Genomic DNA, 26,770 nt, shown 5'->3' on the forward strand with positions numbered 1-26,770 from the left:
CCGCCATGCCGCCTTGATCCTGATCAAACGCGTCGAACGCGCATGCCCGGCGCAATGCGGCCAGCCTGATAGAATGCTCGCCCCCTTCCATCCGCCGCGTCAGGCGCGGCCGCAGGAGCTACTGAAATGGCAATCAAGGTTGGCATCAACGGTTTCGGTCGCATCGGACGCAATGTGCTGCGCTCGGCGGTACAGAATTTCGGCAGCGACATCGAGATCGTCGCCATCAACGACCTGCTCGAGCCCGACTACCTGGCGTACATGCTGCAGTACGACTCGGTGCACGGCCGCTTCGACGGCGAGGTGTCGGTCGACGGCAATCACCTGGTGGTCAACGGCAAGAAGATCCGCCTGACCCAGGAGCGCGATCCGGCGGCGCTGAAGTGGGACGAGGTCGGCGCCGAGGTGGTGATCGAATCCACCGGCCTGTTCCTGACCAAGGACACCGCGCAGAAGCACATCGACGCCGGCGCCAAGAAGGTGATCCTGTCGGCGCCGTCCAAGGACGACACGCCGATGTTCGTGTACGGCGTCAACGACAAGACCTACGCTGGCCAGGCGATCGTCTCCAACGCCAGTTGCACCACCAACTGCCTGGCGCCGCTGGCCAAGGTGATCAACGACAAGTGGGGCATCAAGCGCGGCCTGATGACCACCGTGCACGCGGCCACCGCCACGCAGAAGACCGTGGACGGCCCCAGCAACAAGGACTGGCGCGGTGGCCGCGGCATCCTCGAGAACATCATTCCGTCCAGCACCGGCGCGGCCAAGGCCGTGGGCGTGGTGATCCCGGAGCTGAACAAGAAGCTGACCGGTATGAGCTTCCGCGTGCCGACCTCGGACGTGTCGGTGGTCGACCTGACCGTGGAACTGGACAAGCCGGCCACCTACGCCGAGATCTGCGCCGAAGTGAAGGCGCAGAGCGAAGGTGCGCTGAAGGGCATCCTTGGCTACACCGAGGACAAGGTGGTGGCCACCGATTTCCGCGGCGACGCGCGCACCTCGATCTTCGACGCCGACGCCGGCATCGCCCTGGACAGCACCTTCGTCAAGCTGGTGTCCTGGTACGACAACGAGTGGGGCTATTCCAACAAGTGCCTGGAAATGGTCAAGGTGGTGGCGCAGTAAGCCGCGCCACCCGCCGACAAAAAAAGCGCCTACAGGCGCTTTTTTTGTGGCTGCGACGATGCTGCCGGCGACCCCGCCGTGCCGGCGACCCCGCCGTGCCGGCGACCCCGCCGTGCCGGCGACCCCGCCGTGCCGGCGACGCGCTCATTCGGCGGCGATATGCATGCTCTCGCCGCTGCCGCTCACCGTGACCCGGCTACCTACCGCCAGCCCGGAGACCTCGGCGCTGGGCTTGGACACCACCACCTGCGACTTGTCGTCGAAGCGGATCTTCACCATGTAGTGGGCGGCCGGGCCGTTGCCGGCGATCTTGGCGCCTACGGTTCCGCCGGCGGCGGTACCGGCCGCTGCCGCGGTGTCGACGCCGACCGAACTTTTACTCTTCAGGCCCAGGAAGCTGCCTGCCAGGCCGCCGAGATTGGCGGCGGCCTTGGTGACGCTCTTGGTCCTTTCCGGCACGTCGCTGTCCTTGTTCTCGATCGGCTCCAGCGCCACGATCGCGCCGTGCCGCGCTCCTGCGGCCAGCGCCGGTGCGCTCAGCGCCAGCAGCGTCAACACCATCGCCGACCAGGCGAGACGGGCGAGCGGGTTGTTTGCGGTCATCGGATGTTGCCCCTGTGGTATGGATCGGAAAGCCGGCCTGCAGGCGCGGCGCTCACTTCTTTTTTTTCTTCGGCCGGCCCCAGTCGAGGAAGTACGGATTGCATTTGCTGCCGGCAAAGTCGTAGCGGGTGATGATGCCGTCGGCGTTGGCGACGAAAGTGACCTCGCAATGATGTTCGGTAGGCACGAAGGTGGTCTGGCTGTGCTCTTCCTGCCGATAGAGCGGCGTGCCGTGATCCACGCCCATCAAAGGCCCGTCGGTCGTCCAGTAATCGGTCCGGTAGTGCGCGTCGATGCCGAAGTTGTAGGTATAGGCGGTTTCGTGGGTCTCGATGTTTTCCGAGGTGTACAGACCGCGGTCCACCGGCCACTGCATCATCAGTTCGCTGGCATCGTGGCCGACCCAGCTGCGCGCGACCTCTTCGGGGCTGCCGAACATGTCGGCCGAGGCCGGCGGCGCGGCGCCGAGCACAACCAGGGCGCACAGCATGGGCAGCACGGGGAAGCGACGGAGCGTTGGCATTGCGAATACGTCCTTGCGGTTGGGGCGGCGATGCCGGATCCATGGGCTGCGCCGGCGCGTTTTATCATGCCAGGGGGATGCCGGCAAGCAGCGCTGGCGGCGCCGGCCAGGCGTGGACATGGGCGCCGACGCATGCACTAATGCGCTGCTGGCCAGCGGATGTTCCCGCGCTGGCATGACAGGCAATGGACAGGGGGCACTCAATGGATGCAAGGAGCGAAACAATGCAGATCAACCGTGTAAGGACGGGCGCCCTGGTGCTGGCCGTGGCGATGGCGGCCGCGCTGCCGATGCAGGCGATGGCCAAGAAGCACAGCGGCACGCCGAGCTGGATGAACGCCGATGGCGAGGTCACCAATTCCTCGCAGGTCGAAGCCGGCTACGGCGAGACCGTCAAGGGCGTCAACGATTACGAAGGCGAGATCACCGGCAAGCCGGCACCCGGCAGCAAGTTCACCCAGCTCAAGATCGGCATGCCGATGAAGCAGGTGACCGACCTGATCGGCGAACCCACCGACCAGGGTTCCTACGTCACCGGCAAGGCGTTCATCCCGTTCTTCTACGGTGGCGACCGCTACCGCTACGAACTGGCCTACAAGGGCCAGGGCCGCCTGGTGTTCGCCGGCAAGTCGATGGGTAGCGGCGGCAACCTGATCTGGATCATCCACAACAAGAACGACAGCGGCTACCGCGAATAAGCGGGCGCAGCAGCAGGGCCCGGGCCGCGTCGCGCGCCCGGGCTTTTTTTGCCTGCGTTGCGGCCGACGCGCAGGCGCCGGGCGCGGCTACAGCGCCTGCAAAATCAGCGAATGCCAGCCGGTGCGATAGGTTTCGTAGCCGGACGAGGCCGCATGGGCGATGCAGCGCGGGCGTCCGTTGAGATCGCTCAGCACCGCGCCGCGCGGTTGCTTGAACAGCGCCTCGCGGCCGGCGAAGTCGATCCGCTCCTGCAGCATGCGCCCGTCCGAATCGGCCAGGACCTGGCCGTGCGGATCGACGATGCACACCCGGCTGCGGCCCCATTCCTGTTCCGACAGCGGCGTGCGCTGCACCAACGTCTGCGCCAGCGCGTCCCAGCGGAACACGATGCCGAGCACGCCCCGCACGCGGCCATCGACGCGGCCGCCATCGCGCACCGTGCACGAATACACCAGCACGCGCTCGCCATAGGCCAGGGTGCTGGCATGCACGCCCTGGAAGCCGAACTGCTCGCCGCTGCGGGTGCGCATGGCGTGCTCGAACCAGGCCTGCGCGGACACCTCGCTGCCGGCCGAGGCGTACTGCTGCGGCTGGCCGTTGGTGAGGATGCGGCCATCGGTGCCGGCCAGCACCAGGTCGAAGTACACCGTGTACGACTCCAGGATCTGGCCCATGCGCCGCGCCGCGTAGGCGAGTGCGTCGTCGCCGCGGCCAGGGTGCGCGGCGGCGGCGATGGCCGCGTCGGTCGCCCACCAGCGCACGTTGCAGCTGCGTTCGTAGAGGTTGCGGTCGATCAGGTCGATGTTGCTCAGCGCCAGTTCGCTCAGGCGCGTGCGGCGCACGTCGTCGTCCAGCTGCTGCAGGGTGTGGCGCATGTCCGCGCTGGTGCTGGCGGCGACCTTGTCCAGGTCCTGGGTGGCGTCGGCGACGCGCCGCGACAGCACGTCCATTTCCTGCGCGATGACGCTGAAGCCGCGCCCGGCGTGGCCGATCCGCGCCGACTCGATGCGTGCGTTCATCGAGATCACGTGGGTGGTGCGGTTGATCTCGTCGATGCGTTGCAGCGACTGCCGCAGCTGTCCGAGCAGTTGATCGGACAGGCGGACCACGGAGCGGATATGGTCGTCGATGCCCGCGTCGGTGGGTGTGGCTGGCAGGTCCATTGGTGCTGTTGGTGGGAGGGGAGGGACCAGCAGGCGCAACAGGGGGTAAGGGTGTTCGCGGCCGCCAATGCAATGGCTTTAGCGCCGATTGTGCTGGCGTCTGTTACCGAGATGCATTGCCGCGTCTGGGCTGCGCCGTCCGCGGCCGGGCCGCGGTGGGGCCGAACTCGTCTACCATCTGCGCCAGGACCGGCGTCGCCGGACCACAGGCGCGCACACCGCGCCGTGCCGCCGTGGGGATGGAGTCCGGATGGAAGCCTTGATCGTGCTGGTGGTGGTGGCGGTAGTGGCGGTGCCGATCCTGATGATCGTGCTGTGGGTGGCGCTGGCAGGCGTGCGCCGGCGCGTGGCGGCCCTGGAACTGCAACTGGCGCAGATGCGGCATGCCGCGGCGCAGGCGGCGCAGGCCGCTGCCCGATTCGACGCAGCCAGCGATGCCGAGCATACCGAGACCGATGCCCAGCTCGCCGACAACGATGGCGTGGAGGAGCGTCCATTCGTCCCGCTCGCTGCGCTCGTCCCGGTCGTGCCTGTGCCACCGCCGCTTCCGCCGCCGTTCGTCGCGCCGGCCGCCGCAGCGAGCGAGGCCGCGGACCCTGCCGCCGCGCCACTGTCGCCGGCACCGCGCGGTCCGGAGCCGATCGAGCGGTTGCTGGCCGGCACCAAGCGCTGGTTCACCGAAGGCAACGTGCCGGTCAAGATCGGCATGCTGGTGCTGCTGGCCGGCGTCGCCGCGCTGCTGAAGTACGCCGGCGACCAGGGCTGGCTGCGCATGCCGATCGAACTGCGCTATGCCGGCATCGCCGCCGCGGCGCTGGCCGGCCTGGGCTTCGGCTGGCGCCAGCGCGAGCGCAAGCGCAAGCGCAGTTTCGCGCTGGCCCTGCAGGGCGGTGCGATCGGCGTGCTGCTGCTGACCGTGTTCGCCGCGTTCAAGCTGTCCGCGCTGCTGCCGGCCGGCGCCGCGTTCGCGCTGAGCATCGTGCTGGTGGCCAGCATGTGCGTGCTGGCGGTGGTGCAGGAATCGCGCACTTTGGCGGTGCTGGCCACCCTGGCCGGATTCCTGGCGCCGATCTGGCTGTCTACCGGCAGCGGCAACCATGTCGGCCTGTTCTCGTATTACGCGGTCTTGAACGCGGCGGTGTTCGCGATTGCCTGGTATCGGCCGTGGCGGGTGCTCAACCTGCTCGGCTTCGGTTTCACCTTCGGCATCGGCACGCTATGGGGCGTGCTGCAGTACCAGCCGGCGAAGTTCGCCAGCACCGAGCCGTTCCTGCTGTTGTTCTTCGCCTTCTACCTGCTGATCCCGATCCTGTACGCACGCCGGCAGACCGCCGTGCGCAGTCCGGTGGTCGATGGCAGCCTGCTGTTCGGCACGCCGCTGGTCGCCTTCTCGCTGCAGGCGTGGCTGCTGCGCGGCGAAAGTATGCCGCTGGCGCTGTGCGCGCTGGGCCTGGCGGCGGTATATGCGTTGCTGGCCGCGGCACTGATCCGGCGCGAACGCTACGCGGTGCTCGGCCAGGCCTATGCGCTGCTGGCGGTGGGCTTCGCCACGCTGGCGGTGCCGCTGGCGCTGTCGGCGCGCGCCACCGCCAGCATCTTCGCGTTGGAAGGCGCGGCGCTGGTGTGGCTGGGACTGCGCCAGCAACGCTGGCTGCCGCAGTTCAGCGGCGCCGGCCTGCAACTGGCCGCGGCGATCGGCTTCGTGCTGGGGCTGGACCTGGCCTGGCACGATGTCCAGGCGGTGGCCAATGCCACCTTCATGAGTGGTGCGCTGCTGGCCCTGGCCGGTCTCGCCAGCGCCTGGAGCTATCGCCGTGCCGGCGCCGACACGCCGGCACTGGCCTACTACCTATGGGGTCTGGCGTGGTGGTGCGGGATCGGCGTCGCCGAGATCGAACGCTTCGTCGCGGCCTCGGCGCAGGCCGATCTGTTGCTGGCATTGGTCGCGCTCAGCGGCTGGCTGGCCGCCGAGGCGCAGCGCCGCTGGCCGGCGCGCGCGCTGGCCGCGACCACGCTCGGTGGGCTGCTGCTGGCGTTGCCGCTGGCGCTGCTGCAGGCCGATGCGCACGGCCAGCCGTTCGCCGGGCATGGGGCCTGGGCCTGGACGCTGTTCGCGGTGCTCGGCGTGCGCAGCCTGATCTGCCTGCGCGGCAGCGGCGGCTGGGTGGCGCGCGCGGCGCAATTCGCCTGGTGGCTGGTGTGGCCGTCGGTGCTGTCGATGCTCGGCCTCTGGCTGGCGCAGCGCTTCGCCCTGGCCGAGGGCTGGCAGTGGGCATTGCTGCTGGCGCCATGGCTGGCGGCGGCCGCGGTGTCGCTGCTGCGCTGGCCGTGGCTGGCCGCGCCGCTGGGGGCGGAGTTCGACCGTTGCCGCACGGCGTTGCAGGGCAGCTATTTCGGCCTGCTCGGCCTGGCCTGGCTATGGACGCTGTGCGTACCCGGCGCCAGTGCGCCGCTGCCGTGGGTGCCGCTGCTCAATCCGCTGGAACTGAGCCAATTGCTGGTGGTGGCGCTGGCCGCACGCTGGCTGTGGTCGGCGACCGCGCCGGCGCTGTTGCGGACCCGGCGCCTGCAAGTGCTGGCCGCTGCCGGATTCCTGTGGATCACCAGCGTGACCCTGCATGCGGTGCACTACTGGGCGCCGGTGCCGTGGGCATCGCTGTTGTCCGCCAGCGTGGCGCAGACCAGCCTGACCGTGGTATGGAGCGTGCTCGGCGTGTTGGGCTGGGTACTCGGCTCGCGCCGCGGCCAGCGCGGCCTGTGGCTGGCCGGTGCGTTGCTGATGGCGGTGGTGCTGGGCAAACTGCTGCTGGTGGATCGCGGCAACCTCGGCAATGTCGCCGGCATCGCCTCGTTCATCGCCTACGGCCTGTTGTGCACCGTGGTCGGCTATTTCGCGCCGGCGCCGCCGCGCGCCGTCGAACCGGCCGAGGAGGCCCATCCATGAAACGTTTGATCATCCCGGCAATGCTGCTGGCGTTGCTGCCGCTGGCCGGCTTCGCCGCCAGCCAGCGCGACGACTATGCCCAGCAATGGCCGCTGACCCTGCAGGATCCGGCGGCCGGCGCCTATCGCGTGCAACTGGACGATGCGGTGTACCGCAGCGCGCACCTGGCCTCGCTGGGCGACGTGGAGGTGTTCAACGCCGCCGGCGACCCACTGCCGGCGGCGCTGTTCGCCGCCGAGCATGCCGAAACCACGCCGCGCCGGCAGCCGCTGCCGTGGTTTCCGCTGCCGGCGGTGGCCGGTGGCGGTGCCGACGACCTGGAGCTGATCGCCGAGCGCGATACCGACGGCAGCGTGCGCCGCATTCGTACCCGCATTGCCAGCAGCGCCACGGCCAGTGCCGAAGCCGGCTGGTTGATCGATGCCAGCGCGCTGCGCGAGCCGTTGCGCGCGCTGTCGCTGCAGTGGGCCGCCGATGCGCAGCCGCGGCAGGCGCGCTACCGGGTCGAGGCCAGCGACGATCTGCGCGACTGGGAGCTGTTGGTGCCGGAGGCGACCCTGGTCGATCTGGCCAACCAGGGCAAGCGCCTGCAGCAACTGCGCATCGGCATCGATCGGCAGGTGCGCTACCTGCGCCTGCTGCCGTTGTCGCCGCCGCCGCTGCCGACATTGACCGGGGTGGAGGCCGAACTGGCGCCGGCGCCCGCCGCCGCCGACTGGCACTGGCAGCAACTAGACGCGCTGCACGCCGATCCGGCGCAGCACAGTTTCGACTTCGCAGCGCCGGGCCGCTATCCGGTCGCGCAACTCGACATCGCGCTGCCCGGCAACAGCGCGATCGAATGGCGCGTGCAGAGCCGCGACAGCGCCGAGGCGCCGTGGCAGGACCGGGCCGGGCCGTGGGTGGCCTATCAGGTCGGCGCCGGCGCCAGCCGCTCGCCGCCGCAGGCGCTGGCGCGGCCGGTGCGCGATCGCTACTGGCGGCTGCTGGCCACGCAGGATCCGGGCCGGCAGCGACCAGCGCTGCGCCTGGGCTACCAGCCGGAAACCTTGATCTTCCTGGCGCAGGGCGGGCCGCCCTATGCGCTGGCCGCCGGCAGCGCGCGCACCCAGCGCGCCGCCGCGCCGTTGGCGGCTACGTTGCAGGCCCTGCGCGCGCAACGCGGGCCGCAATGGACGCCGGCCACCGCCACGCTCGGCGCGGCGGTGCCGCTGGCCGGTGCCGCCGCGCTGCAGGCCCCGGCCACCCCGCGCGACTGGAAGACCTGGCTGCTGTGGGCGCTGCTGGTCGGTGGTGCGCTGCTCGTGGTCGGTTTCGCCTTCAGCCTGTTGCGCAAGCCGGCCGCGCCCGGCGCGGGCTGATTCGGCAGCGGCGCTGCCACGCCACGCGCCTGTCGCGGCGTGGCGGCCTTGCTGCGTACGTCGTTTGCTCCCGGGCCGGTGCGCTGCGGCCATGCGCGGCGCGATGTCTCGATTTGCCGCTGCGCGGCCGACGCCGGACAATGCCGGCCTCGGCACCGCCGGTGCGCGCTGGCGCCAGCCTGCCTAAAGCGGACGTTCCGATCGCCGCGCCTATGCTGCGCACGGCCTCCTCTTCCCCAGCAACCCCACGATAGCGAGCAACCGACAATGCCCATCCTGCGAATGACCGATCTCGACCTGTCCGGCAAGCGTGTGCTGATCCGGCAAGACCTCAACGTGCCGATCGACGACAACGGCCAGATCACGTCCGAGCAGCGCATCCTGGCCTCGGTGCCGACGCTGCGCCACGCGCTCGAGCAGGGCGCGGCGGTGATGGTGACCTCGCACCTGGGCCGGCCCAAGGAAGGCGTGTGGACGCAGGCCGATTCGCTGGCGCCGGTCGCCGCGCGGCTGACCGCGCTGCTCGGCACCGAGGTGCCGTTGCTGCGCGATTGGGTCGACGGCGTGGAGGTGCAGCCGGGCCAGATCGTGCTGCTGGAGAATTGCCGCATGAACGTCGGCGAAGGCAAGGACGACGAGGCGCTGGCGCGCAAATATGCGGCGCTGTGCGACGTGTTCGTGATGGATGCGTTCGGCACCGCGCACCGCGCGCAGGCGTCCACCCACGGCGTGATCCGGTTCGCGCCGGTGGCGGCCGGCGGCCCGCTGCTGATGGCCGAGCTGGACGCGCTGGCCAAGGCGCTGCAGCACCCGGCCAAGCCGCTGCTGGCGATCGTCGCCGGCAGCAAGGTCTCCACCAAGCTGGAGCTGCTGTCGAACCTGGTCAACAAGGTCGAGCAGCTGATCGTCGGCGGCGGCATTGCCAATACCTTCATCGCCGCGGCCGGCCACCCGGTCGGCAAGTCGCTGTGCGAGCCGGACCTGCTCGACACCGCGCGCAAGATCGTCGCCGACGCCCATGCGCGCGGCGCGGCGATCCCGCTGCCCACCGACGTGGTGGTGGCCAAGCAGTTCCTGCCCGACGCCGAAGCCACGGTGAAGGCGCTGGCCGACGTCGCCGACGACGACCTGATCCTGGACATCGGCCCGCAGACCGCCGCGCACTACGCCGAGCTGATCGCCAAGGCCGGCACCGTGGTCTGGAACGGTCCGGTCGGGGTGTTCGAGTTCGATGCGTTCGGCCACGGCACCGAAACCCTGGCGCGCGCCATCGCCGCCTCGCCGGCGTTCTCCATCGCCGGCGGCGGCGACACCCTGGCCGCGGTCGACAAGTACGGCATCGCCGATCAGGTGAGCTACATCTCCACCGGCGGCGGCGCGTTCCTGGAATTCCTGGAAGGCAAGACCCTGCCGGCGGTGGCGGCGCTGCAGGCGCGCGGCGCGTGAGCGCGAGCACCCTGTTCTTCGACCTGGACGGCACCCTGGTCGATTCGGAGGCCGGCATCGTCTGCAGCATCCGTCATGCGTTCGCCGAACTCGGGCGCCCGGCGCCCGCGCCGCAGCAACTGCGCGGCTGGATCGGGCCGCCATTGCGCGACAGCTTCAAGGACTACTTCGCCGGCGACCAGGCGCTGGTCGCGCAGGCGCTGGCACTGTACCGGGAGCGCTACGACGCGCAGGGCTGGCGCGAACACACCGTGTTCCCGGAGATCGGCGCGGCGGTCGCGGCATTGGCCGCGGCCGGCCATCGCTTCGCGGTGGTGACCTCGAAGAACGAGCGCTTCGCCCGGCGCATCGTCGCGACGCTGCCGTTCGCCGCGCACTTCGAGGAGATCGTCGGCGCCAGCGACGACGGCGCGCGCCGCACCAAGCCGGACCTGATCGCCGAAGCGCTGCGGCGCCTGTCGCTGCAGCCGGCGCAGTGCGTGATGATCGGCGACCGGCGCATGGATATCGACGGCGCCAACCACCACGGCATGCGCAGCATCGGCGTGCTGTGGGGCTTCGGCGACGAGGCGGAGCTGCGCCAGGCCGATGCGGGGGCGCTGGCCCAGGTCCCGGCGCAGTTGCCGGGTTTGATTGCTTGACGGCGGGGATTCGGGATGGGTGAAAGCGGTGCCGAACTGCCGCTTGACCGGCAGGCAGTGGCGCAGGAGGGCGTGGCCCCCGCGGCGCTGCCGGGGGCGTGCGGGGCGCCGCCAGTGCGGCGTCGAGTCCGCATACTGTCCCGCATTGTCTGCAGGACATGCGCGGATCCGCAGCCGCCTATGTCGATTCGCCATCCTGCCGTCGCAGTGCCTGTGCTAGTTTTGACGGCTTTTCCAGGGAACGATGTCTCATGATCGAACGCCAGCGCCGCACCAAGATTCTCGCCACCCTCGGCCCGGCCACGGATCCGCCCGGCGTGCTCGAGGACCTGTTTCGCGCCGGCGTCAACGTCGTGCGCCTGAATTTCTCCCACGGCGACCCGTCCGGCCAGGCCAAGCGTGCCGCCGAAGTGCGCGCCGCCGCGCAGCGCGTGGGCAGCGAAGTGGGCATCCTCGCCGACCTGCCGGGGCCGAAGATCCGCATCGAGCGTTTTGCCGCCGGCAAGGTGGCGCTGAAGGCCGGCGCACGCTTCGACCTGGTCGCCGACGCCAACGCGCCGGCCGGCGACGAGCATCAGGTGGGCGTCAGCTACCTGGGCCTGCCCAACGACGTCAAGCCGGGCGACGTGCTGCTGCTCGACGACGGCCTGCTGCAGTTGCAGGTGGTCGAAGTCGATGGCGCGCGCATCGTCAACACCGTGCTCAACGACGGCATGCTGTCCGACCGCAAGGGCCTGAACAAGCAGGGCGGCGGCCTGTCGCTGGGCGCGCTGACCGAGCGCGACAAGGAGCTGATCGGCATCGTCGCCAAGATCGGCGTGGACTTCATCGCCGTGTCGTTCTGCCGCAACGCGCAGGACATGCACGACGCGCGCCGCATCGCCCGCGAGCACGGTTGCGAGGCCGCGCTGGTGTCCAAGATCGAGCGCACCGAGGCGATCGAGAACCTGAGCGAGATCGTCGAGGCCAGCGACGTGGTGATGGTCGCGCGCGGCGACCTGGGCGTGGAGATCGGCGATGCCGAACTGCCGGGCCTGCAGAAGAAGATCATTCGCGAGTCGCTGGCGCAGAACAAGGTGGTGATCACCGCCACGCAGATGCTGCAGTCGATGGTCGAGAACCCGATTCCGACCCGCGCCGAGGTGCTGGACGTGGCCAATGCGGTGATCGACGGCACGGATGCGGTGATGCTGTCGGCCGAGACCGCCGCCGGCGCCTACCCGGTCAAGGCGGTGCAGGCGATGGCGCGGATCTGCCTGGGCGCCGAGCGCCAGTTCGAGATGGATACCGATTTCGAGGCCGCGCAGCGCAACCTCGAGCGCGCCGACCAGGCGATCGCGATGGCGACGATGTTCCTGTCCGAGCACATCGGCCTGAGCGGCGTGGTCACCCTGACCGAATCCGGCGGCACCCCGCGCTTTCTGTCGCGGTTCCGCTCCAAGATGCCGATCTACGCGTTCACCCGCCACGACGGCGCGCGCCGCGGCATGGCGATGATGCGCGGCGTGTTCCCGATCAACTTCGACAGCCGCGGCCTGACCCCGCGCGAAGCGGCGCGCGCGGCGATCCGCTTGCTGGTCGAGGCCGAGCGCATGGGCCCCGGCGACCGCGTGGTGTTCACCAGCGGCGAGCACATGGAAACCCACGGCGCGACCAACACGCTGCGCCTGCTCGAAGTCGGCGCGGACGGCCGCGCCAGCGGCCTGGGCGAGCTGTAACCGCCGCGGCATTGCCGCGCCGCTGCACGACCGCGCGCTGCCTGTGCAGCGCGCGGTTTTTTTTTGCCTGTCCGCGCGTCCGGCCGCGCGCTCGCCAGCACGCGGTGGTGCGTACGCGGTCGCGCGTTGCGTCTACCGGATGGAAACGGTTGCAAGCATTCCGTGAAGAAATCGGTAGCGTTTGCCGCGATATACTCGCGGCTTCCCCCTCCCGTGCCACAGGAATGCCATGAGCATCGAACAGCTTGCCGAAACCGCACAGGCGATGGTCGCCCCGGGCAAGGGCATCATCGCGATCGACGAATCCACCAGCACGATCGCCAAGCGCTTCGCCAGCGTCGGCATCGAGAATGTCGAAGAGAACCGCCGCGCGTATCGCGAGCTGCTGCTGACCACGCCGAAGCTGGGCGACCACATCTCCGGCGCGATCCTGTACGACGAGACCATCCGCCAGAAGACCAAGGACGGCGTGCCGTTTCCGAAGTACATGGCCGAGCACGGCATCATTCCCGGGATCAAGGTCGACAAGGGCACGCATCCGCTGGCCGGCATGCCTGGCGAGCTGATCACCGAAGGCCTGGACGGCCTGCGTGCGCGCCTGGAGGAGTACTACAAGCTCGGCGCGCGCTTCGCCAAGTGGCGTGCGGTGATCACCATCGGCGAGGACACCCCGTCGGGCGTGTGCATCGAGACCAACGCGCACGCACTGGCGCGCTACGCGGCGCTGTGCCAGGAGCAGGGCCTGGTGCCGATGGTGGAGCCGGAAGTGCTGATGGACGGCAACCACGACATCGAGACTTGCTACGAGGTCACCGAAGCCACGCTGCGTTCGCTGTTCGGCGCGCTGTACGACCAGAACGTGGTGCTGGAAGGCACCATCCTGAAGGCCTCGATGGTCATCGCCGGCAAGGACTGCGACGAGCAGGCCAGCGTCGAGGAAGTGGCCGAGTCCACCGTGATGTGCCTGAAGAGCACCGTACCGGCGATCCTGCCGGGCATCGTGTTCCTGTCCGGCGGGCAGACCGACGAGCAGTCCACCGCGCATCTCAATGCGATGAACCAGATCGGCACCTTGCCGTGGCCGCTGAGCTTTTCCTACGGCCGTGCGATGCAGCAGGCCGCGCTGAAGCTGTGGGCGCAGGACATGAAGGGCAACTTCGCCAAGGCGCAACAGGTGGTCTACGAGCGCGCCAAGGAAAACGGCCTAGCCGCATTGGGCAAGTGGCAAGGCTGAGACCCGCATAGAAGCGCACGAAAACGCCGGCATCGCCGGCGTTTTTTGTTCCACCCACCTTCTCCCTGCGGGACCATAGCCCCCTCTTTGGTGGAGGGGGCTCCGAAGGGGAGGATGAGGGGACGCGCAAAGCCTTGTGCATCAACGACACCCGACAAGTTCCCGTGGTTTTATCCCCTTGCCCCGATGCCTCTGCTGGCAACAGCGGTGGCGAGCTCAGGCCACCTGCGCCTGCGCCGCCTGCAGCAAGGAGACCTGCATCAACGCCTGCTGATAGGCCTTGTAGGCCGCATCGCTGTAGGCGACCAGGATCACCCGCTTCGGCACCGCATGCGCGCGCTGCCAGGCGGTGGTTTCGGCCACCGCGATGCGCGCGGCCTGGTGCAGCGGATAACCGTACACGCCGCAGCTGATCGCCGGGAACGCCACCGAATGCAGGCCCATCTGTTCGGCCAGGCGCAGCGAGCGCCAGTAGCAGTTGCCGAGCAAGGCCGGCTCGTCGTGGGCGCCGTCGCGCCACACCGGGCCGACGGTATGCAGCACATGCCGTGCCTTGAGCCGGTGCCCGCCGGTGGCACGGACCTCGCCGACCGCGCAGCGCACGCCGGGCTTGAGTTCCGGCAGGCGCAGGCACTCTTCCAGCAGCTGCGGGCCGGCGGCGCGGTGGATCGCCCCATCCACGCCGCCACCGCCGAGCAGGGATTCGTTGGCGGCGTTGACGATGGCGTCCACGTCCAGTTCGGTGATGTCGCCTTGCCAGATTTCGATCTTCATGGCGGGATCTTTATGGGATTCCAATGACGGAAACGTGATGAACAGGGGGTTCGCGCCGGACCGACACAACGGCGGCTTCACTGGCGAACGGCAAGACTGCGATGTCTCCATCTCAGCGCCTGCGACATGAACCGCACCCAGCCCTCACCCGCCATCGCCGAGGCCCTGGCGCGTGGCGAGATCATCAAGGCAATCAAGCTGTTGCGCGCGCAGAGCGGCATGGACCTGGGCAGCGCCCAGCGGCAAGTGGACGCATGGCTGCGGGCCGGGGCGGCGCAGACGGTCGCGGAGATGCTCGAGCGGCATGCCGGTGCCAGCCAGACGTCAGTGGCTGCATCGACCGGGGCGCAGGCGGACCGGCTGCCGCCAGCGGCGGTGCTGGCGCTGGGCCAGGGGCACCTGCTGCAGGCGATCGAGCTGACCCGCGCGCAGCATCCAGGCATGCCGCTGCGCGAGGCCAAGGCCTTGGTCGAGCGCTACCGCGACCGCCATGCGCCGCGCGCGGGAACGCTGCCGACCGTGGCCGGCGGCGATCGCCCCGGCGCATGGCGATGGGGCATGCTGGTGCTGGTGCTGGTCGCCGCGGTGGCGTTCTGGTGGCTGCGCGGCGGCTGATGTGGGAGCGACTGACGCTGCTCCTGCAAGGTGGCCGGAGCGGAGGCTTGCCGAAGCGAGCGCAGTTGCGATCCAGCGCGCGGTAGTCGATTCGCCGTGCGGCAGCGCTTACAGCCAGCGCCTCACCTGCGCGCAATAGCGCGCGTAGGCACTGCCGAAGCGCTCGCGCGCAAGCGCGCTTCCTCGAACGGGATCAGCACCCGCTGCAGCGCCAGCAGCGGCAGCGGCAGCAGCAGGAGCGCCCATGGCCAGCCGATCTGCACGCACAGCCCGACATAGCTCAAGAGCAGGCTCAGGTACATCGGGTTGCGGCTGTAGCGGTAGGGGCCACGCACGACCAGGCTGGACGGATCGCGTTCGGGCAGCACGGTGGTGCGCCGTTGCACGAATCGCGCCAGGCACAGCAGCGACAACAGCAGCCCGGCAGCGGCCACTACGCCGCCGGCCAGTTGCAGTAGCGGCACTGTAACGCGCGGCGGGCCAGGCATGGCCCGGGGGATGGATCGCCGCGACAACGCGGCAGGTCTTGTGGGCGGCGCGTATGGCGCGCGGGCTGTGCAGCGGCGGCACGATGGTGTTCACTTGGGCCGCGGTACACGCCGCGCCGGTCCGCGGCCGTTCCTCCTTCCTCCAGCGCGCATTCCATGGCCTCTCCCGTCTCCGCGTCCGCTGGTTCCCCCGTTCCGCGCCGCCGCGTCATCCTCGAAGACGATATCGACGGTTTCACGCCCGCGCAGCTGCTGTTGCTGCAATCGCCGGAGGTCGAGGTGCTCGGCATCTCGGTGGTCAGCGGCAACATCTGGCGTGATGAGGCGCTGGCGCACACGCGCCGCCTGCTGGAAATCGCCGGCCGCGCCGAAGTGCCGGTGTTGCCCGGACCGGTGCATCCGCTGCTCAACAGCGAGCTGGCCACCGAGCGCTGGGAGGCGCTGTACGGCAAGCTGCTGTGGAAGGGCGCGTGGACCCGGCAATGGATCGAGCACGACACCGTGCAGAGTGCGCCGCGTTACCACGCGCACGACGTGGTGCCGGACCTGGCGCTGGGCAATCCGTCGGTGGTGCAGGTTGCCAGCGAGCCGGCGGCGTTGTTCATGATCCGCAAGGTGCGCGAATTCCCCGGCGAAGTCAGCATCGTCGCCACCGGCCCGTTGACCAACCTGGCGCTGGCGCAGCGGCTGGATCCGCAGGTTGCGTCGCTGGCCAGGGAACTGGTCTACATGGGCGGCAGCCTCAACCCGCGGCGGCGCCGCGACAGCGTGTCGGCGCGGCAGTTCGCGCGCGAGTTCGTCAATGCGCCGCGGCGCGAGTTCAACATCCGTTGGGACCCGGAAGCGGCGAGCATCGTGATGCGTTCGCCGTGGCGCAAGCTGGTGATGGTGCCGGTGGATCCGTCCACCGCCACCGAGCTGACCCCGCAGCTGCTGGCGCGGATGAGCGCCGCCGACACGCCGATCGGCCATGCGTTGCGCCGGCGCGAGCCGGGTTTCCCGCTGTGGGACGAACTGTCCACGGCGCTGTGGCTGCAGCCGCAGCTGGCCACGGTCAGCGAGACGCTGTACATCGACGCCAATACCGAGTTCGGCCCCGGCTACGGCGACATCCTGTCGTGGGCGCCGGGCTACCAGCCAGGCCTCGGCGAACAGGCGCAACAGGTGGTGCGCGAGGTCGACGTGGAGGCGATCGAACGCTTGTTGGTGGCACGCCTGACTGCGCCGCAGCCGCCAGCGCTGGGCGTGCCGTTGCCGGGATGACCGTTGCGCGGCGCCGGCAGTGCGCGCGGCGCCTCCGACGCAGGCGCAATCCCGCGCCAGGGTCCGCCGGCGACGCCGATGTGCGCCGCGCGGCCGGCGCGCGGGCAGGCCGATGCGCGGCCGCGCTTGCGCGATCCGCTCGCCATGGGCGACCCTGCAACCGCGGCAAAGGTTGGTCGGCTCCCCTCATCGAGAGAGTGGTCAAGGACCTGTTCGATGTCGCCGGCCTGGTGACCCCGCTGGTGCCGCGTTGCGCGCCAAACTGCCGCCGGCCAGGCGCGATGCGGCGGTGGTACGGCGCCTGACCGACGCCGGCCACGCGGTCGAACTGCTGCCGGCTTACAGTTCCGTGATGGGCCATGCCGGCGCGCTGGTGCGCGAGGTCGACGGCACCCTGTGCGGCGCCTGCGATCCGCGCAGCGATGGCGCGGTCGCGGGCTGGTAGCGGTCGCGGCTGCCTCACGCTTGCATCCGATCGGAGATCGATCACGACCGCCAATCCCTCGCGCGCCAGAGCGCTGGTGGATGCGGCGATGCGCGATCCGGAATGTTGGCCCGCCCATCTCGCGCAGGCCGAGGCGCTGCTCATGGCCGCATCGGCGTCTGCGCCGGACGATACCGCAGCACTCACCTAGCTGGGCGCGGTGCTGTGCGATCTGGCGAAGTACCGCCAGGCGGCCGAGGCGCTGCAGCGCGCGGTGCGCCTGCGCTCGGACGATCGCAACACCTACTTCAATCTCGGCATTGCGCTGCTCAACAGCGGCAAGCGCCGCCAAGCCATGCAGCGCTTCCGGCAGGCGGCGTCGCGGCGTGCGTCGGCGGCGACCTGGGAAGCGTATTTCGATCCTCATGCGCAGTGAGGCGCCACCTGCGCAATGCCGGCGACGCACAACACGAGCGCACGCCGCGCCACCGGCGGCGCTTCCGTACCATGGGGTCGCGCGACGACGCAGCCGCTGCCACGCCGAGCGTCAGGCCCCACAGGAACCGGTGCCGCCATGCCGACCTTCTCCCGCTTCCCCCGCTATTTCATGGAAGTGGCGCATTGGTGCAGCATCCGCCGCGCCGCCGAGGCGCTGCACGTGTCGGCGTCGGCGATCGACCGGCAGATCCTCAAGGCCGAGCAGGCGCTGGGCGTGCAGTTGTTCGAGCGGCTGCCGAGCGGGCTGCGCCTGACCCGCGCCGGCGAGTTGCTGCTGGTCGATATGCGGCGCTGGGAGAAGAGCTTTCAGCGCACGCTGGAGCAGTTCGACGAACTGAAGGGCCTGCGCCGCGGCCATGTCGAGATCGCGATGATCGATGCCTTGAGCGAGGGCATCGTGGTCGATCGCCCACGATGTCCCTGTAGGAGCGGCTTCAGCCGCGACCGCTTCCTGCCGGCGCCAGCCAGGGTCTGCGATTTCGAACGCTCATGGAGCAGCCGACGCATCCCATCCTCTGCGCGCGAATGAGCGCGCGGACCGTCGTCGCGTTGCATTTTTTGCACTGCCCGCACGCGAAAACGGTGTTTGCCCGGTTTCGCTGCGGTTCGTATAGTGCTTTGAACCCGGCCAACACTGCATTCCTCGGGAATAAGGTTTTGAATTGAAAGAACGTCCTTAGGCGCGCGGCGGCGCCCTGCTTCCCGCCGATCGCCCGTCCCGCTCCGCCTGACTTCCAAACGAACCCCGCCATGCGCGACACCTCTCCACATTCGGGCTCCGATGGCGGCCGCACCTGAGCCGGCAGCGGCCATGCTGATGCCGGCCTGCGTCCCTGGCCTGCGTGCGGTCGCGCGCTGTGACGCGCTCGGCGTGGCGCCGTACAGCGATATGGCAGACGGCCTGTTCCGCGGCTGGCTGAGTCCGGCGCATCGCGCCAGCGTGGCGGCCGTGGCCGCGTGGATGGGCGAGGCCGGCCTGCATACCCGTGTCGATCCGGCCGGCAACCTGCTCGGCCGCTACGACGGCCCGCTCGGGGTCATGCTCGGCATCGAATGCGTGGCCGCGCTGCACGCGCAGGGCCGCCGGCTGCCGTGCGCGATCGAGGTGATCGCGTTCGGCGACGAGGAAGGTTCGCACTTTCCGGCCTCGATGCTGAGCAGCCGCGCCGTCGCCGGCACGCTGCACCCGGCGGCGCTGCAGGTGGCCGACGGCGATGGCGTGACGCTGGCCGATGCGCTGGCCGCCTGGGGCCTGGACATCGCCCTGCTGCCGAGCGCGGCGCGTGCGCCGCACAGCGTGCTGGCCTACGACGTGCGTGCCGGCGACGCTGCCGTACGCGATGCGGCGGCCGCGGCGATCGCGCAATGCCTGCATGCGATCGCCGTCACGCGTGGCGTTCAGTTGGAGCTGCACTGCGTGCAGGACCTGCCGGCCAGTCCCTGCGATCCGCACCTGGTCGCCACGCTGGACGCGGCGATCGCCGCGCAGGGCCTTGCGCCGCGGCAGCTGGTGTCCGGCGCCGGCCGCGACGCCATGGTGATGGCCGCGCTGTGCCCGACCGCGATGCTGTTCCTGCGCTGCGCCGGCTGCGTCAGCCACCATCCTGCCGAACATGTGGATCCCGCCGATGCCGACGTGGCGGTGGCGGCGATGCTGCATTTCATCGAGTCCCTGGGAGACACCCTTGTCCGTTGACCCGCTGCATGCCGACCTGTTCGGCGACATCGATCCGCCGCAACGCCTGCTGATGGGGCCGGGCCCGGTCAATGCGCATCCGCGCGTGCTGCGCGCGATGTCGGCCGACCTGCTGGGCCAGTTCGATCCGGAAATGACCGGCTACATGAACCAGGTGATGGCGCTGTACCGGCCATTGTTCGGGACCGAGAACCGCTGGACCTTCCTGGTCGACGGCACCGCGCGCGCCGGCATCGAGGCGGCGCTGGTGTCGCTGGTGGCGCCGGGCGATCGCGTGCTGGTGCTGAACTTCGGCCGCTTCGGCCTGTTGCTTGGCGAGATCCTCGGCCGCATCGGCGCGGTGGTCCAGAGCGTGGATGCGCCGTGGGGCGAGGTGGTGCCGATGGAGGCGGTGGCCGATGCGATCGAACGCGTCGCGCCGAAGCTGGTCGCCTGCGTGCACGGCGATACCTCGACCACGATGGCGCAGCCGCTGGACGGCCTCGGCGCGCTGTGCCGCGCCGCCGGCGCGCTGTCCTATGTCGATGCCACCGCGACCATCGGCGGCATGCCCATCGCCAGCGATGCCTGGGGCGTGGACGTGGTCACCGGCGGTTTGCAGAAATGCCTGGGCGGGCCGTCCGGTTCCGCGCCGATCACCGTGTCCGCGCGCGCGGCCGAGACGATCTTCGCGCGCCGCCATGTCGAGCGCGGCATCGTCCGCGACGACCTCGCCAACGGCAGCGGCGTGCGCATCGGCTCGAATTATTTCGACCTGGCGATGGTGATGGATTACTGGTCGGACAAGCGCCTCAACCACCACACTGAAGCCACAAGCATGCTGTACGCGGCGCGCGAGTGCGCACGCGTGGCGTTGCAGGAAGGCCTGCCCGCCCGCTTCGCCCGGCATGCTGCGGCCGGCAGCGCAGTCGCCGCCGGCGTGCGCGCGCTGGGACTGCAGGTGTTCGGCGACGACCGCTACCGCATGGCCAACGTCACCGGCGTGGCGATTCCCGCCGGCATCGACGGCGAGGCGGTGCGGCGGCGCATGCGTGAGGATTTCGAGATCGAGATCGGCACCGCGTTCGGGCCGCTGCAGGGCAAGCTGTGGCGGATCGGCGCGATGGGCTACAACGCGATGAAGCACAAGGTGCTGATCACCCTGGGCGCGCTGGAAGCGGTGTTGCGCGCCGAAGGCTACGTCTGCGCGCCGGGCGCCGCGGTGGATGCGGCGCTGGCCGCCTGGCATGCAGACGGAGCGCCGCGGTGAGCACGGCGCGCGACATGGTCGGCTACGGCGCGCAGCCGCCTGACCCGCAGTGGCCGGGTGGCGTGCGCCCGGACGCATCCCGCGCGATCAGGTGGCCGGTGCGGGTGGTGTAGGCGAGCGCCGGTTTCCCTGCGTGCCAGACATGGTGCATCAGCGCCGAACGCTCGTTGGCCACGCTGGCATCCAGGCCCGCATCAGACTTGGAGGAATAGGCGATGCGATCGACATAGGGGCTGTCCGTCGCCTGCGCGAGCTGCTGCGCGCCAGCGGTCAGCTGGGTGCCGGCGAGCAGCACAGCAACGGCGAGCAGGCGGCCGGTGGCGGCAAACGAGACGCGCCAGCAAGCGGCGCGAGCCAGACGCTGGCGCTCGTGCCTCGAGCGCGCGACGGAATGGCTGCAGATGCTGCGATCGACATGTTGCAGGACATGCCGCCGCTCCGTATCCCGGAATGGTTCCGGTTTGTATTCGGGGCGACGCTGCGCAGCGTCGCCCGGATCCGGTGTCGCTTGATGAGAGCCTGTCGTTATTTATCGCATGTGTGTCGCTCCTGGTGCGCCACGGGATGCGTGTTCGCAGGGCACGCGGACGCTATCGGCTATGGACGCTGGCGACGACCGCTCGGGTGACTGCGCGCGCATGAAAAAGTCAGGTTTTTCGCGCGCTTCGGAACACTGTACGCAGATGGCATTGCCGCTGTCCGTTGCTTCCGGCGCGGCCGGGAGCCGGCCGCTGCCCGGCGTCGCGTTCGAGGCGATTGCGCGGCATCCGCAGCGCGCGCAGGCCGGCCCGGACTGGCGGCGTTACGGCAGCCCGGCCAGCCAGTCGTCGTCGGAGCCTTCGTTGATGTCGGCGAACAGCGGGGTGGAGAAGTAGCGTTCGCCGGTGTCGGGCAACATCGTCAGGATCACCGAGCCGGGTGCCGCGGTCTCGGCCACGCGCAGCGCAGTGGCCACGGTGGCGCCGCCGGAGATGCCGGTGAAGATGCCTTCCTCGGCGGCGAGACGGCGCGAGACGGAGATCGCATCGGTGTCCTCCACGCTCAGTACCGCGTCGTAGACCTCGCGGTTGAGCACCTCGGGTACGAAGTCCGGGGTCCAGCCCTGGATCTTGTGCGGCTTCCACTCCTGGCCCTGCAGCAAGGCCGCGCCGGCCGGCTCGGTGGCGGTGATGCGTACCTCCGGACGCGCCACCCGCAGCACTTCGCCGACGCCGGTGAGGGTGCCGCCGGTTCCCCAGCCGCTGACGAAATGGTCGAGCCGGCGGCCGGCGAAATCGCGCAGGATTTCCGCGGCGGTGGTGCTGCGGTGGTAGGCGGGGTTGGCCGGGTTGGCGAATTGCCGGGCCAGGAACCAGCCGTGCTGCTGGGCCAGTTCCTCGGCCTTGCGCACCATGCCGCTGCCGCGCTCGGCGGCCGGGGTCAGGATCACCTTGGCGCCGTACGCGCGCATCAGCTTGCGGCGCTCGATCGAGAAGGTCTCCACCATCGTCGCCACGAACTTGTAGCCGCGCGCGGCGGCGACCATCGCCAGAGCCACGCCGGTGTTGCCGGAAGTGGCTTCGACGATGGTGTCGCCGGGCTTGAGCAGGCCCTTGGCCTCGGCGTCGAGCACGATCGCCAGCGCCAGCCGGTCCTTGACCGAGCCGCCGGGATTGAACGCTTCGACCTTGACGTACAGGCTGACGTGCGCGGGCGGCAGGCGGTGCAGCTTGACGATCGGGGTGTGGCCGATGGTGTCGAGGATGTTGTCGTAGATGGCCATGCGCAGGGTCTCCGGAACGGGATACGGGTCAGGCGGCGTGGGCTAGGGTAGGCACGGCCGGCTTCGGGGAAGGTGAGGGCGGTGCGGGCAGCGGCGCGGCGCCGAACCAGTGCAGATCGGTCGCCAGCGCCGCCACCTCGCCCAGGATCAGCAGCGCCGGCGAACCCACCTGGTGCGCGCGGGCGGTGTCGGGCAGGTCGGCGAGCGTGCCGACGACCACGCGCTGTTCCGGGCGCGAGCCGTTTTCCACCAGCGCGAACGGGGTGTCGGCGGCGCGGCCGGCGCGCAGCAGGCGCTCGCGCACCGTGTCCAGCCCGGCCACGCCCATGTACACCGCCAGGGTCTGCCGTTCCTGCGCCAGCGCGGCCCAGTCCAGCGTGTCGAACGATTCCTTGCAGTGCGCGGTGACCAGGCGCAGCGACTGCGCATGCGCGCGGTGGGTCAGCGGGATGCCGGCGTAGGCCGCGCAGGCCAGCGCCGCGGTGATGCCCGGCACCACCGCGTAGGGCACGCCGTGCGCGCGCAGATATTCCAGTTCCTCGCCGCCACGGCCGAACACGAACGGATCGCCGCCCTTCAGTCGCACCACACGGCGGCCGCGTCGCGCATGCTCCAGCATCAGCGCGTGGATCTGCTCCTGGCGCACGCTGTGGCCGCTGGCCGACTTGCCGACGTCGATCCGTTCGGCGGTGCCTGGCAGCAGGTTCAGGATCGCGGCGCTGACCAGGCGGTCGTGCAGCACCACCTCGGCATTGCGCAGCGCCTGCAGCGCATTGAGCGTCAGCAGGCCGGGATCGCCGGGGCCTGCGCCGACCAGGGTCACCGTGCCGGGACGCAGCGCTTGCGCCTGCGCCGTCGTGGCAGGCGCACCGGTCCTGTCGCCGGCAGCGTCGGCCGCCTTGGGTGCGGCGAGCGCATCGGCGGTGCCGGGCGCGGCCTGCGCCAGCAGCCGTTGCGCGGCGGCGGCCTGCAGCGCCAGCCGGTTCACCGCCGGCTCGTCGCTGGCGGCGATCAGGTAGCACACCGCCTCCAGCCAGGCGGGGTCGAAGCGGCCGCGCAACCATTGCACGCGTCCGGCCTCGGCCCAGGCCTGCAGCGCCGCGGTCAGCGTCGGTGCGACCAGCCGCGGCGCGGCGCCGGCCGCGAGCAGCGCCCGCACCTGGCGCTCGGCGGCAGCGCCGCCGCCGACCACCAGGACGGGCCGCTCGCGCAGGTCCGGATACAACGCAATCGGGGCAGGGCTCACGGCGGTCGCAACACAGGAAGCAGGAGGATGCCGTGACCGTAGCGCCGGCTTATAGCCTTCGGAAATGACTTCATGCAGCTGCCAGATAGCTTTCGGTTATAAGGTGGGAGGCCCATTTCCACTACAGTCGTGGCTGCTCCCGCCACGCGCCGCCTCGCCCTCGCTCCGATGACGCTGACCCAACTCCGCTACCTCGTCGCCATCGCCGATGCCGATCTCAACATCACCCTGGCGGCGGCGCGCGTGCACGCCACCCAGCCGGGATTGTCCAAGCAGCTCAAGCAGCTGGAGGATGAACTCGGCTTCCTGCTGTTCGTGCGCAAGGGCCGCAGCCTGGAGACGGTGACCCCGGCCGGCCGCGAAGTGATCGAGCGCGCCCGCGCGGTGCTGTCCGAAGCCAACAACATCCGCACCTACGCCGCCAACCAGCGCCGCGAGAGCCAGGGCCAGCTGACCCTGACCACCACCCACACCCAGGCGCGCTTCGTGCTGCCGCCGGCGGTGGCGCAGATCAAGTTGGCGTATTCGCAGGTCAGCGTGCACCTGCAGCAGGCCGCCGAGAGCGCGGCGCTGGACCTGCTCAGCCAGGGCGATGCCGACATCGCCATCGTTAGCACCGCCGGCAGCGAGCCGGGCGCCGGTATCGCGGTGCCGCTATACCGCTGGCGGCGGCTGGTGCTGGTGCCGCGCGGGCATGCGCTGGACGTGCCCAAGCGGGTGCCGGACATGGCCGCGCTGGCGGCGCAGCCGCTGATCAGCTACGAATCCTCGACCCGCTCCGGCTCCTCGCTGCAGCGCGCCTTCGCCCGGCTCGGGCTGGAGCCGAGCATCGCCCTGACCGCGCTCGACGCCGACCTGATCAAGACCTACGTGCGCGCCGGCCTCGGCGTCGGCCTGCTTGCGGAGATGGCGGTGCATGCCGGCGATACCGACCTGCGCGCCTGGCCGGCGCCGCCGGAGATTCCCGAATGCATCGCCTGGGCGGTGCTGCCGCGCGACCGCGTGCTGCGCGACTACGCGCTGGAACTGGTGCACGTGCTGGCGCCGCAGATCGACACCCGCGACCTGCGCCGGGTCATGGAAGGCAACCAGGAACCGGACTGGCCGACGCCGCCGACCTGGGAAGCGCTGACCCAGACCATCACCAGCTGAGCGACGACGCTACGGCATCTTCGGCGATCCTGGCCTGATCTGGGGGCCGCTCCGGTCCGGCGGCATCCGTATCGGCGATCGCCGATGGCGCGGCGCAAGCGGCGCGTTTGAGGCTGCGCGGATGCCGCGTACGGTAGAGCTTGCCATTGCCATCGGTGCGCGCGACCGCTACGTTGCGCTACGTCTTTTCCCCGCAACAAGGATGTCCATGCACCCCGTCCTCCAGCAGAACCTGTTCTTCGTCAAGGAGCAGGTCGGCATGTTCAAGGCCGCCAACAACTACGACGTGTTCGATCCGCAGAGCAACCAGCAGGTGCTCCAATGCCGCGAGCCGAACCTGGGCATCTTCACCAAGATCTTCCGTTTCAGCGACTACAAGCGCATGACCCCGTTCCAGGTGGAAGTGCGCACGCCGAACGGGCAGAAGGTGTTGACGGTCAAGCGCGGCTTCTCTCTGTTCCTGTCCAAGGTCGAAGTGCTGGACGAGTACGATCGCCTGGTCGGCTCCTTCAGCCAGAAATTCTTTTCCATCGGCGGCAAGTTCGACGTGCTCGATGCGCGCGAGAAGCTGGTGTGCACGCTGCGCGGCAAATGGACCAGCTGGGATTTCCGTTTCGTGCAGGGCGAGCGCGAACTGGCGCGGGTGTCCAAGAAGTGGGCCGGGCTGGGCAAGGAGCTGTTCACCAGCGCCGACAACTACATGCTCGCGATCGACAATGCGCTGCCGGCCGAGGACGACGTGCGCATCCTGATCATGGCCGCGGTGCTGTGCATCGACATGGTGCTGAAGGAATAAGCCGCATTGCCGCGCGCGCCGCGGCGCGCGTGCGGTGCCGCCGCGCTCAGGCGTTCGGCGGCTTCGCCAGCGGCAGCGTCACCGAGAAGCGGCTGCCCTGGCCCGGGCGGCTGCGCACTTCGACGCTGCAGCCCAGCGTCTCGGCGGTGCGGCGCACGATCCACAACCCCAGGCCGAGGCCTTCGCTGCGCGGGTCGGCCTGGCGGAACGCCTGGAACAGGTGGCGCAGGCTGTCGCCGTCCATGCCGATGCCGCTGTCGATGATCTCCACCACCACCTGGTCGCGGCGGCGCCGGCAGCCGATCAGCACCGCGCCGTGCTCGGTGTACTTGACCGCGTTGCCGAGCAGGTTGCCGAGCAACGTGGCCAGCAGCGTGGCGTGGCTGCGCACGCGCAGCGTGGTCGGCACGTTGCGCAGCTGCAGCCCCTTGGCCGCGGCCTGCGGCCGCCAGGTGTCCAGGATCGGGCCGAGCAGGTCGGCCAGGGCCACGTCGCGCAGCACCGGCAGGCTGTGCTCGCCGCCGGCGACCGCGCTGGCGGCGAGCTCGTCCAGGCCGCTGGCGACCTGGTTCAGCGCCTTGCGCGCCTCGTCCAGCGGCACGCCGCTGACCGCATCGAGCTGGCGCTGGACCTTGGCCAAGGCATACGCGGCGGTGCGCAGCGGGGCCTTCAGGTCGTGGCCGGCGATGGCCAGCAGGCGGCTGCGGTAGTGGTTGGATTCTTGCGCCAGGGCCAGCGCCTTGCGCAGTTCCAGTTGCGCCATCGCCTGCCGCGCCAGCGCGCGCAGCGCTTCGATCTGCTCGTAGGTCAGCTGCCGCGCGCGCCGGTCGAGCACGCACACGGTGCCCAGCGGCAGCCCATCGGAGGTCTTCAGCAAGGCGCCGGCATAGAAGTGCAGGCGTTCGGCGCCGTTGACCAGCGGATTGGAGGCGAAGCGCGGATCCTCGCGCGTATCCGGCACCAGCAGCAGGTCGTCCTCGAGCAGCGCGTGCGCGCAGAGCGAGGTCGCCAGCGGGGTTTCCCGGGTGCCCAGGCCGATCTCGCTCTTGAACCACTGCCGTTCGCTGTCGATCAGGTTGACCACCGCGATCGGGGTCTGGCAGATCATTGCGGCCAGGCGGGTGATGTCGTCGAACGCCGGCTCGCGCGGCGTGTCCAGGATCGCGTAGCTATGCAGCGCGTCCAGACGCAGCGCTTCGTTGCCGGGCTTGGCGGCGCAATAGATCGGGCCGGCAGCGGATGCGACGGAAGACATGCGAACGGCTCGGCGATGGTGAGTTGCTCAGTTTATGGTAACGGGTGCACATTTCAATGATGCTTTCTTCACGCTGACGCAACGCTTGCAGG

24 protein-coding genes and 2 pseudogenes are annotated in these 26,770 nt (G+C 69.9%); 17 read left to right on the plus strand and 9 right to left on the minus strand.

Going from position 1 to position 26,770, the window contains the following annotated elements:
• Positions 1-126: 126 nt before the first annotated feature.
• A complete protein-coding gene (gene gap / locus ISN38_RS14765) occupies positions 127-1,128 on the plus strand; it encodes a type I glyceraldehyde-3-phosphate dehydrogenase (protein WP_003469507.1) in 1,002 nt (333 codons plus the stop codon).
• Positions 1,129-1,272: 144 nt separating this feature from the next.
• On the opposite strand, the gene ISN38_RS14770 is transcribed toward gap, so the two are convergent.
• Positions 1,273-1,689 carry a hypothetical protein gene (locus ISN38_RS14770; RefSeq protein ID WP_038238170.1) on the minus strand — a complete coding sequence of 139 codons (417 nt, stop codon included), beginning with the start codon at positions 1,687-1,689 and terminating at the stop codon, positions 1,273-1,275.
• A gap of 94 nt (positions 1,690-1,783) precedes the next feature.
• Positions 1,784-2,254 (minus strand): hypothetical protein, encoded by a 471-nt coding sequence (locus ISN38_RS14775; protein ID WP_038238137.1) that lies wholly within the window; start codon positions 2,252-2,254, stop codon positions 1,784-1,786.
• Between the two features lie 224 nt (positions 2,255-2,478).
• Between ISN38_RS14775 and ISN38_RS14780 the strand changes: the two genes are divergently transcribed.
• Positions 2,479-2,952 carry a hypothetical protein gene (locus ISN38_RS14780; RefSeq protein ID WP_003469504.1) on the plus strand — a complete coding sequence of 158 codons (474 nt, stop codon included), beginning with the start codon at positions 2,479-2,481 and terminating at the stop codon, positions 2,950-2,952.
• 87 nt (positions 2,953-3,039) lie between these two features.
• Here ISN38_RS14780 and ISN38_RS14785 read toward each other — a convergent pair whose 3' ends face one another.
• Positions 3,040-4,116, minus strand: coding sequence for a methyl-accepting chemotaxis protein (locus ISN38_RS14785; protein WP_206711866.1), 1,077 nt, complete (start codon positions 4,114-4,116; stop codon positions 3,040-3,042).
• Positions 4,117-4,366: 250 nt separating this feature from the next.
• Here ISN38_RS14785 and ISN38_RS14790 point away from each other — a divergent pair, with 250 nt between their 5' ends.
• From ISN38_RS14790 to ISN38_RS14815, 6 genes are all read left to right on the plus strand, one after another.
• A complete protein-coding gene (locus ISN38_RS14790; RefSeq protein WP_206711867.1) occupies positions 4,367-7,060 on the plus strand; it encodes a DUF2339 domain-containing protein in 2,694 nt (897 codons plus the stop codon).
• Positions 7,057-8,421, plus strand: coding sequence for a DUF3999 domain-containing protein (locus tag ISN38_RS14795; RefSeq protein WP_206711868.1), 1,365 nt, complete (start codon positions 7,057-7,059; stop codon positions 8,419-8,421). The genes ISN38_RS14790 and ISN38_RS14795 overlap by 4 nt, the downstream gene beginning before the upstream one ends.
• Before the next feature lie 267 nt (positions 8,422-8,688).
• Positions 8,689-9,867, plus strand: a complete 1,179-nt coding sequence (locus ISN38_RS14800) for a phosphoglycerate kinase (protein ID WP_003469495.1) — start codon at positions 8,689-8,691, stop codon at positions 9,865-9,867.
• Complete coding sequence (locus ISN38_RS14805; protein ID WP_003469494.1) at positions 9,864-10,508, plus strand: HAD-IA family hydrolase; 645 nt, start codon at positions 9,864-9,866, stop codon at positions 10,506-10,508. Before ISN38_RS14800 ends, ISN38_RS14805 begins: the two co-directional genes overlap by 4 nt.
• A gap of 251 nt (positions 10,509-10,759) precedes the next feature.
• On the plus strand, positions 10,760-12,226 hold the full coding sequence (pyk, locus tag ISN38_RS14810; protein ID WP_003469492.1) for a pyruvate kinase: 1,467 nt from the start codon (positions 10,760-10,762) through the stop codon (positions 12,224-12,226).
• A 229-nt stretch (positions 12,227-12,455) separates the two neighbouring features.
• A complete protein-coding gene (locus ISN38_RS14815) occupies positions 12,456-13,460 on the plus strand; it encodes a class I fructose-bisphosphate aldolase (protein WP_003469485.1) in 1,005 nt (334 codons plus the stop codon).
• A gap of 216 nt (positions 13,461-13,676) precedes the next feature.
• On the opposite strand, the gene ISN38_RS14820 is transcribed toward ISN38_RS14815, so the two are convergent.
• Positions 13,677-14,234, minus strand: coding sequence for an O-acetyl-ADP-ribose deacetylase (locus ISN38_RS14820; protein ID WP_047325212.1), 558 nt, complete (start codon positions 14,232-14,234; stop codon positions 13,677-13,679).
• A gap of 126 nt (positions 14,235-14,360) precedes the next feature.
• Here ISN38_RS14820 and ISN38_RS14825 point away from each other — a divergent pair, with 126 nt between their 5' ends.
• Positions 14,361-14,849: a hypothetical protein gene (locus tag ISN38_RS14825; protein WP_047325211.1), complete on the plus strand. Its 489-nt coding sequence runs from the start codon at positions 14,361-14,363 to the stop codon at positions 14,847-14,849.
• 122 nt (positions 14,850-14,971) lie between these two features.
• On the opposite strand, the gene ISN38_RS14830 is transcribed toward ISN38_RS14825, so the two are convergent.
• The gene (locus tag ISN38_RS14830) at positions 14,972-15,337 is read right to left on the minus strand and encodes a methyltransferase family protein (protein WP_425509973.1); all 366 of its coding nucleotides are present in this window, start codon (positions 15,335-15,337) and stop codon (positions 14,972-14,974) included.
• 156 nt (positions 15,338-15,493) lie between these two features.
• Here ISN38_RS14830 and ISN38_RS14835 point away from each other — a divergent pair, with 156 nt between their 5' ends.
• From ISN38_RS14835 to ISN38_RS14860, 6 genes and pseudogenes are all read left to right on the plus strand, one after another.
• On the plus strand, positions 15,494-16,600 hold the full coding sequence (locus tag ISN38_RS14835; protein ID WP_047325210.1) for a nucleoside hydrolase: 1,107 nt from the start codon (positions 15,494-15,496) through the stop codon (positions 16,598-16,600).
• Between the two features lie 274 nt (positions 16,601-16,874).
• A pseudogene (locus ISN38_RS14840) lies at positions 16,875-17,045 on the plus strand (gamma-glutamyltransferase); the annotation flags it as partial.
• A gap of 199 nt (positions 17,046-17,244) precedes the next feature.
• A complete protein-coding gene (locus ISN38_RS20445; RefSeq protein WP_003469479.1) occupies positions 17,245-17,460 on the plus strand; it encodes a tetratricopeptide repeat protein in 216 nt (71 codons plus the stop codon).
• A gap of 138 nt (positions 17,461-17,598) precedes the next feature.
• A pseudogene (locus tag ISN38_RS14850) lies at positions 17,599-17,922 on the plus strand (LysR family transcriptional regulator); the annotation flags it as partial.
• A 417-nt stretch (positions 17,923-18,339) separates the two neighbouring features.
• Positions 18,340-19,218: a M20/M25/M40 family metallo-hydrolase gene (locus tag ISN38_RS14855; protein WP_038238164.1), complete on the plus strand. Its 879-nt coding sequence runs from the start codon at positions 18,340-18,342 to the stop codon at positions 19,216-19,218.
• 52 nt (positions 19,219-19,270) lie between these two features.
• A complete protein-coding gene (locus ISN38_RS14860) occupies positions 19,271-20,467 on the plus strand; it encodes a pyridoxal-phosphate-dependent aminotransferase family protein (protein ID WP_230938598.1) in 1,197 nt (398 codons plus the stop codon).
• Positions 20,468-20,489: 22 nt separating this feature from the next.
• Here ISN38_RS14860 and ISN38_RS14865 read toward each other — a convergent pair whose 3' ends face one another.
• The 3 genes from ISN38_RS14865 to cobA form a co-directional block, all read right to left on the minus strand.
• A complete protein-coding gene (locus ISN38_RS14865) occupies positions 20,490-20,762 on the minus strand; it encodes a hypothetical protein (RefSeq protein ID WP_003469469.1) in 273 nt (90 codons plus the stop codon).
• A 507-nt stretch (positions 20,763-21,269) separates the two neighbouring features.
• Positions 21,270-22,229: a cysteine synthase A gene (cysK, locus tag ISN38_RS14870; protein ID WP_003469467.1), complete on the minus strand. Its 960-nt coding sequence runs from the start codon at positions 22,227-22,229 to the stop codon at positions 21,270-21,272.
• Between the two features lie 28 nt (positions 22,230-22,257).
• Positions 22,258-23,475 (minus strand): uroporphyrinogen-III C-methyltransferase, encoded by a 1,218-nt coding sequence (gene cobA / locus ISN38_RS14875; RefSeq protein WP_080964809.1) that lies wholly within the window; start codon positions 23,473-23,475, stop codon positions 22,258-22,260.
• A 168-nt stretch (positions 23,476-23,643) separates the two neighbouring features.
• Between cobA and ISN38_RS14880 the strand changes: the two genes are divergently transcribed.
• Together ISN38_RS14880 and ISN38_RS14885 are read left to right on the plus strand one after the other, a co-directional pair.
• On the plus strand, positions 23,644-24,627 hold the full coding sequence (locus ISN38_RS14880; RefSeq protein ID WP_003470279.1) for a LysR family transcriptional regulator: 984 nt from the start codon (positions 23,644-23,646) through the stop codon (positions 24,625-24,627).
• 208 nt (positions 24,628-24,835) lie between these two features.
• Positions 24,836-25,423 carry an LURP-one-related family protein gene (locus ISN38_RS14885; protein ID WP_058358460.1) on the plus strand — a complete coding sequence of 196 codons (588 nt, stop codon included), beginning with the start codon at positions 24,836-24,838 and terminating at the stop codon, positions 25,421-25,423.
• Positions 25,424-25,469: 46 nt separating this feature from the next.
• Here the strand turns inward: ISN38_RS14885 and ISN38_RS14890 are convergent, their stop codons facing one another.
• Positions 25,470-26,678 (minus strand): sensor histidine kinase, encoded by a 1,209-nt coding sequence (locus tag ISN38_RS14890; protein WP_003470281.1) that lies wholly within the window; start codon positions 26,676-26,678, stop codon positions 25,470-25,472.
• Between the last annotated feature and the right edge of the window lie 92 nt (positions 26,679-26,770).

This window comes from Xanthomonas translucens pv. undulosa, from assembly GCF_017301775.1.
Lineage (GTDB): Bacteria > Pseudomonadota > Gammaproteobacteria > Xanthomonadales > Xanthomonadaceae > Xanthomonas_A > Xanthomonas_A translucens.